15 protein-coding genes are annotated in these 17,912 nt (G+C 71.1%); 8 read left to right on the forward strand and 7 right to left on the reverse strand.

Annotation, left to right across the window (positions count from 1 at the left end):
* Position 1 precedes the first annotated feature (1 nt).
* The gene (locus ABII15_RS13545; RefSeq protein ID WP_353942560.1) at positions 2–814 is read right to left on the reverse strand and encodes a DNA-formamidopyrimidine glycosylase family protein; all 813 of its coding nucleotides are present in this window, start codon (positions 812–814) and stop codon (positions 2–4) included.
* A 142-nt stretch (positions 815–956) separates the two neighbouring features.
* Positions 957–1,442 (reverse strand): ribose-5-phosphate isomerase, encoded by a 486-nt coding sequence (locus ABII15_RS13550; RefSeq protein WP_353942561.1) that lies wholly within the window; start codon positions 1,440–1,442, stop codon positions 957–959.
* 165 nt (positions 1,443–1,607) lie between these two features.
* Between ABII15_RS13550 and ABII15_RS13555 the strand changes: the two genes are divergently transcribed.
* Positions 1,608–3,020, forward strand: coding sequence for an amino acid permease (locus ABII15_RS13555; RefSeq protein WP_353942562.1), 1,413 nt, complete (start codon positions 1,608–1,610; stop codon positions 3,018–3,020).
* A gap of 36 nt (positions 3,021–3,056) precedes the next feature.
* Here the strand turns inward: ABII15_RS13555 and ABII15_RS13560 are convergent, their stop codons facing one another.
* Entirely contained in the window at positions 3,057–4,739 is a 1,683-nt protein-coding gene (locus ABII15_RS13560; RefSeq protein WP_353942563.1) for a serine/threonine-protein kinase, read from the reverse strand.
* A gap of 96 nt (positions 4,740–4,835) precedes the next feature.
* Here ABII15_RS13560 and ABII15_RS13565 point away from each other — a divergent pair, with 96 nt between their 5' ends.
* Positions 4,836–5,627, forward strand: coding sequence for an LPXTG cell wall anchor domain-containing protein (locus ABII15_RS13565; protein ID WP_353942564.1), 792 nt, complete (start codon positions 4,836–4,838; stop codon positions 5,625–5,627).
* A gap of 65 nt (positions 5,628–5,692) precedes the next feature.
* Here the strand turns inward: ABII15_RS13565 and ABII15_RS13570 are convergent, their stop codons facing one another.
* Positions 5,693–6,289, reverse strand: a complete 597-nt coding sequence (locus ABII15_RS13570) for a biotin transporter BioY (RefSeq protein ID WP_353942565.1) — start codon at positions 6,287–6,289, stop codon at positions 5,693–5,695.
* Positions 6,290–6,512: 223 nt separating this feature from the next.
* Between ABII15_RS13570 and ABII15_RS13575 the strand changes: the two genes are divergently transcribed.
* From ABII15_RS13575 to ABII15_RS13590, 4 genes are all read left to right on the forward strand, one after another.
* Entirely contained in the window at positions 6,513–7,904 is a 1,392-nt protein-coding gene (locus tag ABII15_RS13575) for an amino acid permease (protein ID WP_353942566.1), read from the forward strand.
* Positions 7,905–8,070: 166 nt separating this feature from the next.
* On the forward strand, positions 8,071–9,492 hold the full coding sequence (locus ABII15_RS13580; RefSeq protein WP_353942567.1) for an amino acid permease: 1,422 nt from the start codon (positions 8,071–8,073) through the stop codon (positions 9,490–9,492).
* A gap of 130 nt (positions 9,493–9,622) precedes the next feature.
* A complete protein-coding gene (locus tag ABII15_RS13585; protein WP_353942568.1) occupies positions 9,623–10,264 on the forward strand; it encodes a superoxide dismutase in 642 nt (213 codons plus the stop codon).
* Positions 10,265–10,403: 139 nt separating this feature from the next.
* On the forward strand, positions 10,404–10,625 hold the full coding sequence (locus ABII15_RS13590) for a hypothetical protein (protein ID WP_353942569.1): 222 nt from the start codon (positions 10,404–10,406) through the stop codon (positions 10,623–10,625).
* 2 nt (positions 10,626–10,627) lie between these two features.
* Here the strand turns inward: ABII15_RS13590 and ABII15_RS13595 are convergent, their stop codons facing one another.
* Positions 10,628–11,269 (reverse strand): DsbA family protein, encoded by a 642-nt coding sequence (locus ABII15_RS13595; RefSeq protein WP_353942570.1) that lies wholly within the window; start codon positions 11,267–11,269, stop codon positions 10,628–10,630.
* 151 nt (positions 11,270–11,420) lie between these two features.
* Here ABII15_RS13595 and pepN point away from each other — a divergent pair, with 151 nt between their 5' ends.
* On the forward strand, positions 11,421–14,000 hold the full coding sequence (gene pepN / locus ABII15_RS13600; protein ID WP_353942571.1) for an aminopeptidase N: 2,580 nt from the start codon (positions 11,421–11,423) through the stop codon (positions 13,998–14,000).
* 237 nt (positions 14,001–14,237) lie between these two features.
* Positions 14,238–15,314 carry a hypothetical protein gene (locus ABII15_RS13605; RefSeq protein ID WP_353942572.1) on the forward strand — a complete coding sequence of 359 codons (1,077 nt, stop codon included), beginning with the start codon at positions 14,238–14,240 and terminating at the stop codon, positions 15,312–15,314.
* An 80-nt stretch (positions 15,315–15,394) separates the two neighbouring features.
* Here ABII15_RS13605 and ABII15_RS13610 read toward each other — a convergent pair whose 3' ends face one another.
* Both ABII15_RS13610 and ABII15_RS13615 read right to left on the reverse strand, forming a co-directional pair.
* On the reverse strand, positions 15,395–17,164 hold the full coding sequence (locus ABII15_RS13610; protein WP_353942573.1) for a TIGR03767 family metallophosphoesterase: 1,770 nt from the start codon (positions 17,162–17,164) through the stop codon (positions 15,395–15,397).
* 221 nt (positions 17,165–17,385) lie between these two features.
* The gene (locus ABII15_RS13615; RefSeq protein ID WP_353942575.1) at positions 17,386–17,880 is read right to left on the reverse strand and encodes an NUDIX hydrolase; all 495 of its coding nucleotides are present in this window, start codon (positions 17,878–17,880) and stop codon (positions 17,386–17,388) included.
* Between the last annotated feature and the right edge of the window lie 32 nt (positions 17,881–17,912).

Here is a 17,912-nt window from a genome sequence, read left to right on the forward strand (position 1 = left end):
GCTACGGGGTGCCCGGCTGGCAGGTCGGGCACCAGAAGAGGTTGCGGGCCGCCAGTTCGGCGGTGCGGATCTCGGTGCCGCAGAGGTGGCAGGGCTGCGGGGCGCGCCGGTAGACGTAGACCTCGCCGCCGTGGTCGTCGACGCGCGGCGGGCGGCCCATCGCCTCGGGGGTGTGCTCGGGGCGGACCGTGTCGATGCGGTTGAGGCGGACGCCCTCGCGCATCAGGGCGACCAGGTCGTCCCAGATCGCGGTGAACGCCGCCCCGGTGATGTCCCGGCCCGGGGTGTACGGGTCGATGCCGTGGCGGAAGAGGACCTCGGCGCGGTAGACGTTGCCGACGCCCGCGATGACCTTCTGGTCCATGAGGAGCGCAGCGATCGTGGTGCGGCTGCGGGCGATACGGGCGTAGGCCCTGGCCGGGGTGTCGGCGGGGCGCAGCGGGTCCGGGCCGAGGCGGTCGTGTATCGCCTGCTTCTCGGCGTCCGTGATCAGGGCGCAGGTGGTGGGGCCGCGCAGGTCCGCGTAGTGGGTGTCGTTCAGCAGGCGCAGGCGGACCGTGTCCGTGGGGGGTGGGGCCGGGGTGGCGCCGAACGTGTACTTGCCGAAGAGACCGAGGTGGATGTGGATCCAGGCTTCGCCGAACCCGAGGAACAGGTGTTTGCCGTGGGCCTCGGTGGTCGTGAGGGGCTGGCCGGTGAGGAGTTCGGCCGCGTCGGAGAATTTGCCCTGGGGGCTGGTGACCTGGGTTTTTCGGCCCGCGAAGCGCTCCGCGTGGTCCTGGGCCAGGCGGTGGATCGTGTGGCCTTCGGGCACGGCCGCCGGTCTCCTCGGGTTCGTTCTGGTTGCTGTCCCTGGGGCTCTGCCCCAGACCCCGCTCCTCAATCGCCGGAGGGGCTTGAATGGGAGGGGCTTGAACGGGCGGAGGGGGCTTGAATGATCAAGCCCCCTCGAAGAATCAGCCCTGCGGGTGGTGGGCCGGGATCTCGGGGAGTTCGCCCGTCTCCTCGTAGTGGGTCAGCATGTCGATGCGGCGCTGGTGGCGCTCCTCGCCGGACCAGGGCGTGGTGAGGAAGGTCTCGACGAACTTCGTCGCCTCCTCCTGCGTGTGCATCCGGCCGCCGACCGAGATCACGTTGGCGTTGTTGTGCTCGCGGCCCAGGGCCGCGGTCTGCTCGCTCCAGGCGAGGACGGCACGGACGCCCTTGACCTTGTTCGCGGCGATCTGCTCGCCGTTGCCCGAGCCGCCGATCACGACACCCAGGGCCTCGGGGTCCGCCGCCGTGCGCTCCGCGGCGCGGAGGCAGAACGGGGGGTAGTCGTCGACGGCGTCGTAGATGTGGGGCCCGCAGTCGACGGGCTCGTGGCCGTGGGCCTTCAGCCATTCGACCAGGTGGTTCTTGAGTTCGTAGCCGGCGTGATCGGAGCCGAGATAGACGCGCATGGATCCGAGTGTGGCACGGCACGGGCCGGGTAGTCGCTGGCGGGGCCCTGACCTCCTGATTCACCGGCGTAACAAAGACAACAATCCGGAGTCAGCCCTTCCGAAAGGGCCGACCCTGAGCTTTGAATGCCAGGGCTCGCCCCACCGAGACCTAAGGAAGTCTGCATGTCTTCGCAGTCAACCCTGGCACCGAACGAGACCCCGCCCGAGGGAGACGGCCTCAAGGCCGGACTCAAGAACCGTCACCTGTCGATGATCGCCATCGGCGGTGTCATCGGCGCAGGACTCTTCGTCGGATCGGGTTCCGGGATCGCGGCGGCCGGGCCCGCCATCCTCGTCTCGTACGCCCTGGTCGGCGCGATGGTCGTCCTCGTGATGCGGATGCTCGGCGAGATGGCCGCGGCCCGGCCCTCCTCCGGCTCCTTCTCCGCCTACGCCGACCAGGCGCTCGGGCGCTGGGCCGGGTTCTCCATCGGCTGGCTGTACTGGTTCTTCTGGGTCGTGGTGCTCGCCGTGGAGGCCACCGCGGGGGCGACCATCCTGAACGGGTGGATACCGGCGGTGCCGCAGTGGGCCTGGGCGCTGATCGTGATGGTCGTGCTCACCGTCGTGAACCTGGCGGCCGTGGGCAGCTACGGCGAGTTCGAGTTCTGGTTCGCCGGGATCAAGGTCGTCGCGATCGGTGCCTTCGTGATCATCGGGCTGCTCGCCGTGTTCGGCGTGCTGCCGGGGTCGGACAATCCGGGCGCCGGGTTCGGGCACCTCACGGACGCGGGCGGCTTCTTCCCCAAGGGGCCCGGCGCGATCCTCACCGGTGTGCTGATGGTCGTCTTCTCCTTCATGGGCTCCGAGATCGTCACGCTGGCCGCCGGTGAGTCCGAGGACCCGCAGAAGGCCGTCACCCGGGCCACCAACTCGGTGATCTGGCGGATCGGCATCTTCTACCTCGGCTCGATCTTCGTCGTGCTGACGCTGCTGCCGTGGAACGACCCGTCGATCACCAAGGACGGCTCCTACGTCGCCGCCCTGAACTCCATCGGCATCCCGCACGCCGGGCAGGTCATGGACGTCATCGTGCTGACCGCCGTGCTGTCCTGCCTGAACTCCGGGCTCTACACCGCCTCCCGCATGGCCTTCTCGCTCGGGCAGCGCGGTGACGCGCCGAAGGCGTTCGCGCGGACCACCTCGCGGGGCGTGCCGCGCACCGCGATCCTCGGTTCGGTCGTCTTCGGGTTCCTCGCCGTCTGGTTCAACTACCAGTGGCCGGACACCGTCTTCAACTTCCTGCTCAACTCCTCCGGCGCGGTCGCCCTCTTCGTCTGGCTCGTCATCTGCTTCACGCAGCTGCGGATGCGCGGCATGATCCTGCGCGAGCAGCCGGAGAAGCTCGTCGTGAAGATGTGGCTGTTCCCGTACCTGACCTGGGCGACGATCGCGATGATCTCGTTCGTGCTCGTCTACATGCTGACCGACGACGCCGGGCGCGAGCAGGTGCTGCTGTCGCTGCTCGTGGCGGTGTTCGTGGTGGCGTTCGCGCTCGTACGGGACCGGGTGCAGAAGCGCGCCGTCAAGGACTGACGCCCCCCGTTCGTTCCCCCGTTCACGGTGCCGCGGCTACGGCCGCAGCACCGTGAACGTGTTTTTGATCCGCTCGTACCGGGCCCGCGCCTCCCCCGCGACCTGCGGCTGGTACCAGGTGCCGATCTGGTACGAGCGTGATTCCTGGTCGAAGCCGAGGAGTTCGGCGTGCCAGCGGCGGCCGTCGAGGGTGAACAGGTACTCCCAGACGACGGCGGGGCGGCCCCGGAACGTCGTGCGGTTCAGCCGGATCTTCACGTAGTCCTGGCCCTGATGGGCGTCGCGCTCCGACTTCTGCCAGGTCGCCAGCAGGTCGTCCTTGGCGAGCGCGGACTGGGTGACCAGTTCCTGGGTGCCGTCGGGGGCCGTGTAGTGCACCTCCGACGCCGTCTTCACCGCCCGCTTCCAGCCCCGCGGCGGCACCCAGGCGTACCCGACCTCGCGGATCGAGCCGGGTGGCAAGGTCTGGGCCGTGGGCGGGCGCGAGGTGCCCTCGACCGTGGGCGGGCGGGAGGAGGCCGTGGCGCTCGCGCCGCCCGCCGACGTGCCGCCCCCGTGGTCGCCGGGCAGCGTGAGCACGAGGGCCGCCGCGATGCCCCCGGCCAGCGCCACGGCGAGGGCGATCAGCAGGCCGCGGCGCCGCCCGTGCCCGTGGCGCGGTGCCGACGGCGGGCCGGGCCGATCGTCGCCGGGCACCGGTTTCGCGCACTCGGTCGGGGCCTCCTGCCGGGCGACCGCGGGCCGCGCCGGGGGCGGCGGCACCGGGCGGCGCAGGCCGATGTCCAGGGTGGGGGTGCCCGGGTGGGCGGCCGCGGCCGGGGCGCGTGGCGCGAGCGCCCCGACGACCTCGTCGAGACCGGGGCGGTCCTCCGGCTCCTTGGTCAGGAGCCGGGTCAGCAGCGGTGTCAGCCGGCCCGCCTCGGGCGGCAGCCGGGGCTCCTCGTACAGGACGGCGTGCAGCGTCGCGAGGGTGGTGTCCCGGCTGAACGGGGACCGGCCGCCGAGCGCCGCGCAGAGCGTCGCGCCGAGCGACCACAGGTCGGAGGGCGGCCCCTGGGGCCTGCCCGAGATCCGCTCCGGCGCCATGTAGTCGGGCGAGCCGACGAGCATGCCGACCATGGTGAGCGCCTCGGTGTCCTGGATGTTGGCGATCCCGAAGTCGGTGAGCATGACGCGGCGCCTGCCCACCCGTTCGAGCAGGACGTTGCCCGGTTTGATGTCGCGGTGCAGGACGCCGCCCGCGTGGACCTCGCGCAGCGCGTCGGCGAGGCTGTGGCCGATCGCCGCGACGTCGTCCACGCCGAGCGGCCCGTCCTCGACGAGGGTCTGTTCCAGGGAGCGGCTGTCGATCAGCTCCATGACGATCCACAGCCGTTCGCCCTCGTCCACGACGTCGTAGACGCGCACCACGCCCGGGTGGTCGATCCGGGCGGTGGCGCGGGCCTCGCGCAGGGTGCGCTCGCGGCGGGTGCGGGCGTCCTCGGGGTCGAGGCCGTCGATGCGCATCTCCTTCACGGCGACGGGCCGGTCGAGCATCTCGTCGGCCGCACGCCACACACGCCCCATGCCCCCCTGGCCTATGTGTGCGTCCAAGCGGTAGCGCCCAGCCACCACCAATCCCCGGACGCCTCCACTCGCGTTTCCTGACTGCCCTGGCAATCGACTGCACCCCCGAAACACAGAGAAACACAAAATCGATACATCGCGCCGTCCCAGCATAGTGGGGAGAAATCTTGTGGTACCTCTTCAAGTAATGCGAATTCGGACGCAGTTGCAGGCGTCACGGGGGAAACAGAAACACCAAGGGGGACGAACATGAGTTCAGTTGCGCGCGCACGGCGTCGGGCCGGCGCGGCCGGTTCACTGCTGACCGCGGCCGTCGTGGCGGCGCTGGTCCTGCCCGCCACCGCGGTCGCGGACGACACACCGGGTCAGGGCAGCGACGAGGGGGGCAAGGTCATGAGCAAGGCGCCGGACGGCGTCGAGCCGACCACGACACTGCCCAAGAAGATCTCGGTCGACAACGCGACGGGAAAGACCAGGGATCTCGTCGCGACCGTCCACAACAAGGGCACCAAGGACAGCGGGAAGATCTCTTTGGCGATCGTCGGGTTCGACGGGCTCACCGTAAAAGATGTACCCGGCTGCACACCTATTCCGAAGAACAAGCTGGCGAAGGGTTCGAACAGCGGATTCAGCTGCCCGGTGTCGAATCTCGCGGCCGGGAAATCGAAATCGTTCCCGGTCTCCGCGACCTTCGATCTGTCGAAGACCGGGAAGATCTGTCTGCCGGTGCAGAGCGCGGACGGCAGGACGACGTTCTGGCAGCAGGGCCCGGTGCCGTTCGGCACGACCAGCCCCTCGCCGAACGCGCCGGTGACACCGCTGCTGCTCGACACGGTGAACAAGCCGGCCACCCCGGCAGGTGACAAGAGCGGTGGCAAGGGAGCCGGAAAGGGCGCCGGAAAGGGCGAGCTGCCCTCGACGGGCCCCGCCGACCGGGTGCTGCCGCTCGGCGCGGTGGGCGCGACGCTGATGGCGGCCGGCGGGGCGGGGCTGTGGTGGACCCGGCGCCGCCCGTCGGAGGCGTCCTCGCCGACCCGCTGAAACGCACGGAGTGCGGGGCACGGCTCGGGTGAGCCGTGCCCCGCACTCCGGGTCGGTCGGGCCGCCTACTTGTCGGCGAACTTCCAGGCGGCGGGCAGCGCGCCCATCGCCAGGACGGCCTTGAGCACGTCACCGATGAGGAACGGGGTCAGGCCCGCGGCGAGCGCGGCGCTCAGGCCCATGCCGGTGGAGAGCGCGAGGTACGGGACGCCGACCGCGTAGACGATGGCCTCGCCGATCAGGAAGGCGCGGGCGGTGCGCCACACCGAGCGGTCGTCGCCGCGCCGGGCGAGGGCGCCGACGGCCGAGGCGGCCAGCATCAGGCCGATGACGTAGCCGAACGACGCGGTCGCCCAGCCCGAGCCGCCCTCGGCGAACCACGGCATGCCGGCCATGCCCGCGAGCGCGTACAGGGCGAGCGAGAGGAAGCCGCGGCGGGCGCCGAGCGCGGTGCCGACGAGCAGCGCGGCGAAGGTCTGCCCGGTGACCGGCACCGGCGAGCCCGGGACGGGGATCGCGATCTGCGCGGCGATGCCGGTGAGGACGGCGCCGCCGACGACCAGCGCCGCGCTCTTCGCGACGACGGCGGACCTGGTGCGGGAGGCGGGGAGGAGGTCGGCGAGGACCTTGCCCGGGCGGGCGACTGCGGCGGCGGTACTCATGGGGACTCCGCGAGGTTCGTGGGTGGGCAGGGCGGGACGTGGTGACGCTATCCCAGGGGAGTTGAACCGATCACGGTCTCCGGTCGACAAAGGCTTGAGCGCGCGGTTGGTGGGCTCTGTACAAAGAAGCGCGTGTACACCGGCCGGGGCGTGACGCTCGTCACTGGGACGAGTCCGTTTTGCGCGCGAGGGCGCCCGAAAGCGAGACTGTAGGTTCCCGCCAATGCTCAGATCGGCTGAACCCCCCATGCACGACGACGTACCGCCCGAACCACTCGCCGGGGGCCTCAAGCAGCGCCACCTCACCATGCTCGGCCTGGGCGGTGTCATCGGCGCCGGCCTCTTCGTCGGCTCGGGCGCCGGCATCCAGGTCGCGGGCCCCGGCATCGTCCTGTCGTATCTGATCGCGGGTGCCATCGCGATGTGCGTGATGCGGATGCTCGGCGAGATGTCGGCGGCGATGCCCGCGTCCGGCTCGTTCTCGGTGCACGCCGAGCGGGCGCTCGGCCGGTGGGCCGGGTTCAGCGCGGGCTGGCTGTACTGGTTCCTGCTCGTGGTGGTGCTGGCCGTGGAGGCGACGGGCGCAGCGCAGATCGCCAACGGCTGGGTGCCGGGCGTCCCCCAGTGGGCCTGGGTGCTGCTGTTCATGGTGGTGTTCACCGCGGCGAACCTGGCGGCGGTGAAGAACTTCGGCGAGTTCGAGTTCTGGTTCGCCACCCTCAAGGTCGTGGCGATCGTCGCGTTCCTGGTGCTCGGCACCCTCGCGATCTTCGGCCTGCTCCCCGACACCGACCCGGTCGGCCTGACCCATCTCACCGGCGACGGCGGCTTCCTGCCGAACGGCTGGCAGGGCGTGGTCTCCGGCGTGCTCGCGGTGGTCTTCGCGTTCGGCGGTCTGGAGGTCGTCACCATCGCGGCCGCCGAGTCCGACGACCCGGTGCGCTCGGTGGCGCGGGCGGTGCGCAGCGCGGTGTTCCGGATCCTGTTCTTCTACGTCGGTTCGATGCTGGTCATCGTCACGGTGCTGCCCTGGACCCAGCAGAAGGCGGGCATCAGCCCGTACGTCACCGTGCTCGACTCGATCGGCATCCCGTCGGCCGGCCAGATCATGAACATCGTCGTCTTCGTGGCGCTGCTGTCCGCGCTCAACGCCAATCTCTACGGCTCGTCCCGCATGATCTTCTCGCTGGCCGAGCGCTCCGAGGCGCCCCGGGCGCTGCTGAAGGTGGGCGGGGGCGGGGTGCCCCGGCGGGCGGTGCTCGCGTCGGTGGCGTTCGGCTTCGTCTCGGTACTGCTGAATCTGGAGTGGCCGGACACCGTCTTCCTCTACATGCTCAACTCCGTCGGCGCGGTGCTGCTGTTCGTGTGGGCGCTGATCGCACTGTCCCAGCTGCGGCTGCGGCGCCGGATCGAGCGGGAGGCCCCCGAGCGTCTCGTGCTGCGGATGTGGGCGTTCCCGTGGCTGACCTGGGCGGCGCTCGCGGCGATGGCGGCGGTCTTCGTGCTGATGCTGACCGACGACACGGCCCGGCCGCAGTTGCTGTGGTCGACCGGGGCGACGCTCGTGGTGCTCGCCGTCGCGGGTGTGCGGGAGCTGCGCGCACGGCGTGCCTGAGCGTTCACCGTATGTCGACACGGGCATCGCCGAGTGTGAGCATCGTGTCCGTATTTCGGAAACGTCTTCCCAGTAAGCGGATCGCCTGCTCAGACTGTGGCGGCTTTACGCGCTCATTACATGGGCGCACCCCCACCCCGTCTCAGCTACTGAACAGGGCAATTCCATGTCTCGGACGTCCGCGCAGTCGCCGGCCGACGCGCAACCGTCGGCCGGCCGGCCCGACCAGCCGGTGGACACCTCGTCGCTCTCGCCCGGCCTGAAGCAGCGCCACCTCTCGATGATCGCGCTCGGCGGTGTGATCGGCGCGGGGCTCTTCGTGGGCTCCGGCACCGCGATCGCCGCGGCCGGTCCGTCGATCATCCTCGCCTACGCGATATCGGGCGCCCTCGTGATGCTCGTGATGCGCATGCTGGGCGAGATGGCGGCGGCGTACCCGGCCTCCGGCTCGTTCTCCGTGCACTCCGAGCGGGCCATCGGTCCGTGGGCCGGGTTCACGGCGGGCTGGGCGTTCTGGTTCCTGCTGTGCGTGGCGGTGGGCCTCGAGGGCATCGGCGCGGCGGGCATCGTGCACGCGTGGGTGCCGGGCGTGCCCGAGTGGGCCTGGGTCGCGCTGTTCATGCTGCTGTTCACGGGCACGAACCTGGCGGCGGTGAAGAACTTCGGCGAGTTCGAGTTCTGGTTCGCCACGCTGAAGGTCGGCGCGATCGTGCTCTTCCTCGTCATCGGCGTGCTGGCGATCCTGGGCGTGCTGCCGGACGTCGACGCGCCGGGCATGTCGAACCTCACCGGCCACGGCGGCTTCATGCCCAACGGCACCGAGGGGCTGATCGTCGGCCTGCTGGCCTCCGTCTTCGCGTACGGGGGCCTGGAGACCGTCACCATCGCCGCCGCCGAGTCGGAGCACCCGGTGCAGGGTGTCGCCAAGGCGGTCCGCACGGCGATGTGGCGCATCGCGCTGTTCTACGTCGGCTCGATGGCCGTCGTCGTGGTGCTGCTGCCGTGGACGGCAAAGGAGATCCCGACCAAGGGCCCGTACGTCGCCACCCTCGACCACCTCGGCATCCCCGGCGCCGGCCAGATCATGAACGTGGTCGTCCTGATCGCCCTGCTCTCCGCCATGAACGCCAACATCTACGGCGCCTCCCGCATGGCCACCTCGCTGGTCTCGCGCGGACTGGGCCCGAAGGCGATCGGCCGGATCCACGGCGGGGTGCCGCGCATCGCCGTCACGCTCTCCGCGGTCTTCGGCTTCGTGTGCGTGCTGCTCAGCTACTGGCGGCCCGACGACGTCTTCGCCTGGCTGCTCAACACCATCGGCGCGATCATCCTCGTCGTCTGGTTCTTCATCGCCTTCTCCCAGCTGGTGCTGCGCCGCAAGCTGGAGCGCGAGGCCCCGGAGAAGCTCGTCGTGAAGATGTGGGCGTACCCGTACCTCACGGTCGTCGCGCTCGTCGGCATGGTCGTGGTCTTCGTCCTGATGGCCCGTGAGGCCGACACCCGGGTGCAGCTCTACTACACGGGCGGCCTCACCGTGATCCTCGCCGCCATCGGCTACGCGCGACAGAAGCTCGCCGAGAAGAAGTAGTCCCCCGCGTACACCTGAAGGACCCCCGGGCCGCTCGGCCCGGGGGTCCTTCTCGTTGCGCGCGGCACTGTTGCTGTTAGCCTGCACTTGCGAATAACTTGCAATAAGCAGCCGGAGGGCACGGAGAGACATGGCCACGTACACGCTTCCTGAACTTCCGTACGACTACGCGGCACTTGAGCCGGTCATCAACCCGCAGATCATCGAGCTGCACCACGACAAGCACCACGCGGCGTACGTGAAGGGCGCGAACGACACCCTGGAGCAGCTGGCGGAGGCCCGGGACAAGGAGCAGTGGGGCTCCATCAACGGGCTGGAGAAGAACCTGGCCTTCCACCTCTCCGGCCACATCCTGCACAGCATCTACTGGCACAACATGACCGGTGACGGCGGCGGCGAGCCGCTGGCCGCCGACGGCGTGGGCGACCTCGCCGACGCGATCACCGAGTCGTTCGGCTCGTTCGCCGGGTTCAAGGCGCAGCTGACCAAGGCCGCCGCGACGACGCAGGGCTCCGGCTGGGGCGTCCTCGCGTACGAGCCGGTGAGCGGGCGGCTGATCGTGGAGCAGATCTACGACCACCAGGGCAACGTGGGGCAGGGCTCGACCCCGATCCTCGTCTTCGACGCCTGGGAGCACGCCTTCTACCTGCAGTACAAGAACCAGAAGGTCGACTTCATCGAGGCCATGTGGGCCGTCGTCAACTGGCAGGACGTCGCCAAGCGTTACGCGGCCGCCAAGGAGCGGGCGTACAACCTGCTGCTGGTGCCCTGAGCCCCGGCTCCCCCGAACGCCCCGCCTCGTGATCGTCTTCTCAACCTTCACCCGGGCGGGCGGCTGAAAAGGACAGACCCCGCGAGGACGTGACTCGCGGGGTCTGTCGGTATGCGCGGTTCCGGGGCATCGTCGGTGCATGCCGACCACACAGGTACGGGCCTGCCAGACGTGCAAGTCCGACGAGCCGCACCGCCATCTGACGGCGGAGGAGGCCACATGGCTGCGCGACAAGCGCGGCCTCAGGGACAGCGACAACACCCACGACTGGTGGAAGTGCGCCAGGGAAGGCTGCCGCACGATGCGGCACTACTGGAACCACAGTCAGTGGGAGCAGCTGCCGCCGCCCGACGAGGACTGACCTCAGTCGAAGACCGGGCCCTGCGTACGCGTCCGCTTGATCTCGTAGAAGCCCGGGACCGAGGCGACGAGCAGGGTGCCGTCCCAGAGCTTGGCGGCCTCCTCACCCTTGGGGGCCGGGGTGACGACCGGGCCGAAGAAGGCGATCTGCTCGCCGTCGGCGCCGGGCACCGCGATGACCGGGGTGCCGACGTCCTGGCCGACCTTGTCGATGCCCTCCTTGTGGGAGGCGCGCAGCTCGGGCTCGTACTTCGTGCCGTCCCAGTGGTCGAGGAGCGAGGCGGGCAGGCCGACCTCCTCCAGGGCGCCGGCGACGGCCTCCTTCGTGGGGCCCTCGCCGCGGTTGTGGATCCGGGTGCCGAGCGCGGTGTACAGGGCGCCGAGGACCTCGGGGCCGTGCTCCTCCTGCGCGGCGATGACGACCCGGACCGGGCCCCAGGCCTTGGTCGCGAGCATCTCGCGGTACTCCTCGGGCAGCTCGTCGAGCCGGTTCTCGTTGAGGACGGCGAGGCTCATCAGGTGCCAGCGGACCTCGACGTCCCGGACCTTCTCGACTTCGAGCATCCAGCGCGAGGTCATCCAGGCCCAGGGGCACAGGGGATCGAACCAGAAGTCGACGGGGGTCTTCTCAGCCGTGGTGGACATGGTTCTCCTCAGAAGTCACCGGGTGGTCTTGCCTGCGGCAACGCGACGGCCGCCGCCCTCATTCCCGTGCGAGGATCGTGGGAGCTCAACAGTCCTGACGAGTCCCGCACAGTCCCACAAGGACGCCGCACCGTACGAAGGAGTACCGCCCGTGCCCGGAGAGAATCTGTCCCGCGACGAGGCCCGCGAGCGGGCGGGCCTGCTGTCCGTCGACGGGTACGAGGTCGCGCTCGACCTGCGCTCGGCGGTCGGCGACGCCCCGGCGGACGGGCCGCGCACCTTCCGGTCCGTGACCACGATCAGGTTCCGGGCGAACGAGGCGGGCGCGGGCACCTTCGTCGACCTGATCGCGCCGTCGGTGACGGCCGTGACGCTGAACGGCGAGGACCTGGACCCGGCGGCCGTGTTCGACGGCAGCCGCATCCACCTCGAAGGCCTGGCGGAGGACAACGAACTGGTCGTCGACGCCCAGTGCGCGTACTCGCGCACCGGCGAGGGCATGCACCGCTTCGTCGACCCCGAGGACGGCGAGGTCTACCTCTACACGCAGTACGAGCCGGCCGACGCCCGCCGCGTCTTCGCCAACTTCGAGCAGCCGGACCTGAAGGCGCCCTACCGCTTCGCCGTGCAGGCGCCGCAGGAGTGGACGGCCTGGTCCAACGGCGTGGGCGAACTGGTCGACGGCGTCTGGCGGTTCGCGGAGACCAAGCCGATCTCGACGTACATCACGACGGTCGTGGCCGGCCCGTACCACTACGTCACGGACTCCTACGAGCGTGCCCTGGACGACGGCTCGAAGCTGGTCATCCCGCTGGGCGCCATGTGCCGCAAGGGTCTCGCGCCGTACTTCGACGCCGACGACATCTTCGAGATCACCAAGCAGGGCCTCGACTTCTTCCACGACAACTTCGACTACCCGTACCCCTTCGGCAAGTACGACCAGGCGTTCGTACCCGAGTACAACCTCGGCGCGATGGAGAACCCGGGCATCGTCACCTTCCGCGAGGAGTACATCTTCCGCGGCAAGGTGACCACGGCGTCGTACGAGCGTCGCGCGAACGTGATCCTGCACGAGATGGCCCACATGTGGTTCGGCGACCTCGTCACCATGCAGTGGTGGGACGACCTGTGGCTGAAGGAGTCCTTCGCGGACTTCATGGGCTCGTTCTCGATGGTGGAGGCGACCCGCTTCACCAACGGCTGGATCACCTTCGCCAACAACCGCAAGTCGTGGGCCTACCGCGCCGACCAGCTGCCGAGCACCCACCCGGTCACCGCCGACATCCGGGACCTGGAGGACGCGAAGCTCAACTTCGACGGCATCACGTACGCCAAGGGCGCGAGCGTGCTGAAGCAGCTCGTCGCGTACGTCGGCCGGGACGCGTTCCTGGAGGGCGCGCGCCGCTACTTCAAGCGGCACGCGTACGGGAACACGCGCCTCGGCGATCTGCTGTCCGTGCTGGAGGAGACCAGCGGGCGCGACATGGCGTCCTGGTCGCGGTCCTGGCTCCAGACCGCGGGCGTCAACTCGCTGACCCCGCAGGTGATCCTGAGCGGCGAGGGCCGGATCACCGAGCTGGCCGTGCTCCAGGAGGCCGCCGAATCGCACCCCGAGCTGCGCCCGCACCGGGTCGCGATCGGCCTGTACCGGCGTACGGCGGAGGGCGCGCTTGAGCGGTACGCGCGCGCCGAGGCCGACGTGGACGGGCCGCGCACCGTGGTCGGCGAGCTGGCCGGGGCCGAGGCGCCCGAGCTGGTGCTGGTCAACGACGACGACCTCACCTACTGCAAGATCCGGTTCGACGCGGAGTCCCTCGCCACGCTGCGCGAGCACCTCGGCGACATCACCGACCCGCTGGCCCGCGCGCTGTGCTGGTCCGCGCTGTGGAACCTGACGCGGGACGCGCTCATGCCGGCCCGGGACTTCATCGGCCTCGTGCTGCGGTTCGCCGGGCGCGAGTCGGACATCGGCGTCCTGCAGATGCTGCACGCGTGGGCGCGCAGCGCGCTGGTGCACTACGTGGCTCCCGCGTGGCGCGAGGAGGGCGGGCGGCTGCTCGCCGAGGGCGCCCTGAAGGAGCTGCGGTTCGCCGAGCCGGGCAGCCAGCACCAGCTGACGTGGGCCCGTTTCTTCGCGTCGGTCGCGTCCGGCGACGCCGATCTCCAGCTGCTGAGCGGTCTGCTGGCGGGCAGCGCCAGGATCGACGGCCTGGAGGTCGACCAGGAGCTGCGCTGGGCGTTCCTGGAGACGCTCACGTCGAGCGGTGTCGCGGACGAGGCCGCGCTCGCCGCCGAGCTGGCCCGGGACGACACCGCCTCCGGCAAGCGGCACCAGGTGCGCTGCCTGGCCTCCCGCCCGTCGGCGGCGGTCAAGGCGCAGTCGTGGGCGCAGGTCGTGGAGTCGGACGCGCTGAGCAACGCGCTGGTGGAGGCGACCATCGCCGGGTTCCAGCAGTCGTCGCAGCGCGAACTCACCGCGCCGTACGCCGAGAAGTACTTCGCGGCGATCGAGCGGGTCTGGGCCGAGCGGTCGATCCAGATCGGCATGGACGTGGTGCGGGGCCTCTTCCCCGACCTCCAGGACTCGCCGGAGACGCTGGCGGCGACGGACGCCTGGCTCTCCGCCCACGAGCAGGCCGCTCCGGCACTGCGCCGCCTGGTGCTCGAGGCCCGGGACGATCTGGCCCGGGCGCTGCGGGCGCAGGACTGCGACACGGCGGCCGCCGGATAGCCGGCATGTCTGGCGGGGTTGCGGGGCGGGCGCCTGACAAGGCGCCCGCCCCGTTCCGCGAGGCCGACCCGCGGCGGCGGGGATGTTACCGAATGCGGGCATCCGGGGACGTAACTCCGGTGCGGCCTGGGGTTTTCGGCAGGTTGGGGGGTCGACTTTAGGGCGGTCTTGTCCGGGTTTGCCGACAGGGGTGTAACAGCGGTTAGCTCAGGGGGTGCTGATGGGAACACCCACCCCATGAACCACAACACCCCCCTTTCCCCCCGCCCCCTGCGCCACCTGGTGACGACCCAGCGGCGCGTCCTGAGCGGCGCCCAGTTGAAGGCGCACGGGGTCTCGGCCGCCGCCGCGCAGGAGCAGTGCCGCGCGGGCGGGCCCTGGCAGCAGGTGCTGCCGGGGGTGTTCCTGCTGCACCCCGGTCCGCCGACCGGTGAAGAGCGGCTGCACGCGGTGCTGTTGTACGCCGGGCGGAGCCCGCAGCGGCGCGCCGCCGCCGTGCCCGTGCAGCCCGCCGCGGGCGACCCGCACGCCGCGCACTCCGCGCCCACCACCCCGTACACCGACGTCCTGGTCACCGGGCTCGCGGCGCTGACCCTGCACGGCTTCTCGGCCGCTCCCCCGCTGCTCTCCCTCGACCACGTCGACGTGCTCGTCCCGCGCACCCGGCGGCTGCGGTCGACCGACTTCGCGCGGCTCGTCCGCTCGCCGGGGCTGCCGGTCCCCGTGCTGCTCGACGGGGTTCCGGTGGCGCCGGTGCCGCGGGCGCTCGCGGACGCCGTGGCGCAGCTCTCCGACGCGGAGGCGGTGCGCCGGCTGCTCACCGAGGCGGTGCGCGGCGGCCACTGCGACCCGGCCTCCGTCGTACGGGAGTTGACCGCGGCCCGGCTGCTGACCCGGCCGCACGTGACGGCCGCCGTGGACTCGCTGCTCGCGGAGGGGCGGGCGATCGCCGAGGACCGGCTGTACGCGATGGTGCGCGAGGGCGGCCTGGAGGACCCGGTGTGGAACGTGGACCTGCGGCTGCCGGGCGGGCCGCACCTGGGCGGGGTGGACGCCTACTGGCCGGACCACGCGGTCGCCGTCGAACTGGACACGCGGGCGCCGCGGGTCGGCCTCGGCGGGGAGGACGACCCGCTGTTCAGCCAGTACGTCCGCAAGCGCGAGCACCTGGAGCGGCTGGGGATCACGGTCGTGCACATCACGCCGCGGAAGCTGCGCGAGTCGATCGAGCAGCAGGCCGCCGTCGTCCGGACCGCGCTGATGGCGTCCGGCGACCGGGACCCGGCGGCGCATGTCGTGGTGCTGCCCCGGTAGTGACGGACCGGAGCGGTACCAGGAGGGGAGCGAAGGGGCGGGGCCGCGCGAGGGTCCCGTCCCTTCGCACGTATCGCCTTCTACTTGCGGAGGACCAGTTCGGTGTTGCGGTCCCCCGGCGTGCCGGACAGGGTCGCCCGCGATCCCGGGGCGTTGAAGGCGAGTTCGCGGTAGAGGGCGGCCAGGCCGGTCTGGCTGAGATCGGAGAAGTCGGTGCGGTGCGGGGCCGAGGACTCGATGAGCGTGGTGAACAGCGAGAGCGTGCCGTCGTGGTTGTCGGTGATCTCGATGATGCGGGCCAGCTGCGGGAAGTCGACGTGGGAGGCGGTGGAGATCTCCCAGAAGCCGTGCGAGCCGCCGGTGCCCTGGTGCGGGGTGATGGCGTTCTTGTGGCTGTGGCCGTTGACCCAGGCCAGGACCGGGCGGTGGGCGGCGAGGAGCGCGGCGAGTTCGTCGCCGCCGTGGCGGCGCTCGGCGGGGTGGCCGGGGTCCTTGTTGAGGTTGCGCATCGTCCTGCTGGTGTGGTGGGAGAAGACGACGGCATGGTCGCCGTTGCGCTCGGCCGCCTTCAGCTGGGCGGTGAGCCAGGTGAGTTGGGCGGTGCCGAGGGAGCCCTCGTAGTGGCCGCCGGGGTCGGTCGAGTCGAGGCTGATGCCGATGACGTCGTCCGAGACACGGAAGGTGTAGTACTGCGTCTTCGCGGCGAGGTTGGCCTGCGTGTAGCCGTGACCGACCGGGCCGGGGCCGGTGCGCGCCGGGTCGAGGTGGGCCGCGACGTACTCGGCGGGGGTGAAGGGCGCGCGGGACTCGTCGGGGGTGACCGCGCGCATGTGCCGGGCCTGCGAGCGGAGCAGCCGCTCGAACTCCCTGCCGCGCGGGTCGCCGCCCTGCTTGACGTTGTCCCAGATCGCCTTGGCCTGCGCGGCCGGGAGGTCCATCAGTTTGCGGCCGCCGACGGCGAGTTCGGCGAAGTAGGAGTCGCCGGGGGCGTAGCAGCCGCCGGGCAGCGCGTCGTGGTTGCCGACCGTGGAGTACCAGGGCAGGTTCAGGCCGGGGCTGCGCACCTCGGAGATCGCGGCGGCCAGGAAGCCGTCGAGGCGCGGGAAGCGGTGGTCCCGTTTGTCGGTGTCGCGCAGCGCGGAATCGGGGTGCCAGTAGAGCGGGATGCCGCTGTTCTGGACGCCCTCGTAGTGGCGCGGGTCGCCGGTGTTGGGGGTGATGCGGCCGCCGCTCATCGCCGTGAGGAACCAGTCGAGTTCGCAGCGGGCGTTGTTGTCGGTGTTGTCGCCGGTCGTCATCACGAAGTGCAGCGGCGCCGCGGTGACGGGCGCGCCGCGCAGGGCGTTGACCCGTTCGACGAGCGCGACCGCGCCCGCGACGGACAGCGACTCCTGCGGACGCCAGGCGCTCGACGTCTGGGAGCGCAGGTACTCGTAGCGCAGCGGGTGCTGCACGTCGACCAGGTGCAGGTCGGTGAACTGGACGAAGGCGGCGAGCGCGGTGCGGCGGGCCGCGCGGCCGGAGCGGGCGGCCCGCAGGTCGGAGCGGACCACGCGCGGCCAGGCCGGGCCGTCGCCCAGGCGCCGGAAGCCGGAGCCGTGGCCGGTGGCGACCGAGGCGAGGGTGGTGCCGCGGGTGTACGGGACGCGGGGCGCCGCGGACACCTCGGGCACCTCGCGGGTCAGGGCCTGTGCGGGTACGGGACCGGCGGCGGCCTTGTGCCCGCCGGGGCCCAGGAGGTGGCCGACGCCGGCGATCGCCGCCGTCCCGGTGAGCGCGCCGGTCGCGGCCAGCACGGTACGGCGGTCGATGTCTGCGGCGGCCTTGGTGACAGAGCGTGTGCGCGGCATGGCGCGGTCTCCCCGAGTGCGAACGCGTCGACAGTGGCGGCCGGGTGGTGCCGCTGGACACTGCCCGTCCGTACTGGATCGTTGGCATCGGGGATGACCTGCGCGTGAACGGCGACGCAACGCGCAGCACCGATCACCGTACGTGGATCACCGGAGTCCGCGCCGGGGCGCGCGCCGGGTCCGCGATGTCATGCGCGGGAGGGCGACCCGCTCTCTCGCGGTCACTCTGTGTTCACCTCGCGGGGAAGGGCGGGCCCCGCACCGGGCTTCGGCGGCAGGTGCCCGTCGGCCGGGCGCTCGCGCCACAGGGCCAGTCCGACGTCGACGAGTTCGACCCGGGCCAGGTCGGGGACGGCGGCCAGGTCGTGCCAGGCGGCCATGTCCGTGGAGCCGTTCTCCTCGTGCCGCAGCGCGCCGCCGGTGATCGCGCCCTCGTAGACCAGGCGCAGCCCGTGGAAGTCGGCCACCTTGCCCAGCTTGCGGGGGTAGCGGCGCAGCACCGAGTGGACGCCCAGGAGGGTGCCGGGCGTGAGGGTGTAGCCGGTCTCCTCGTCGACCTCGCGGATCACCGTGTCGTACGGGTCCTCGCCGTGGTCCATGCCGCCGCCGGGCAGTGTCCAGCGCCGGCTGCCGTCGCCCGCGACCCAGCGGGCGAGGAGCACTTGTCCGTCGCGCACGCACACCGCGTACGCGGCCACCCTCAGCTCTTTGTGCATTCCCGAACGCTAGAGGCATCCGGGCCGATGCG

The sequence above is a fragment of the Streptomyces sp. HUAS MG91 genome (assembly GCF_040529335.1).
In the GTDB taxonomy this organism is placed as follows: Bacteria; Actinomycetota; Actinomycetes; order Streptomycetales; family Streptomycetaceae; genus Streptomyces; species Streptomyces tabacisoli.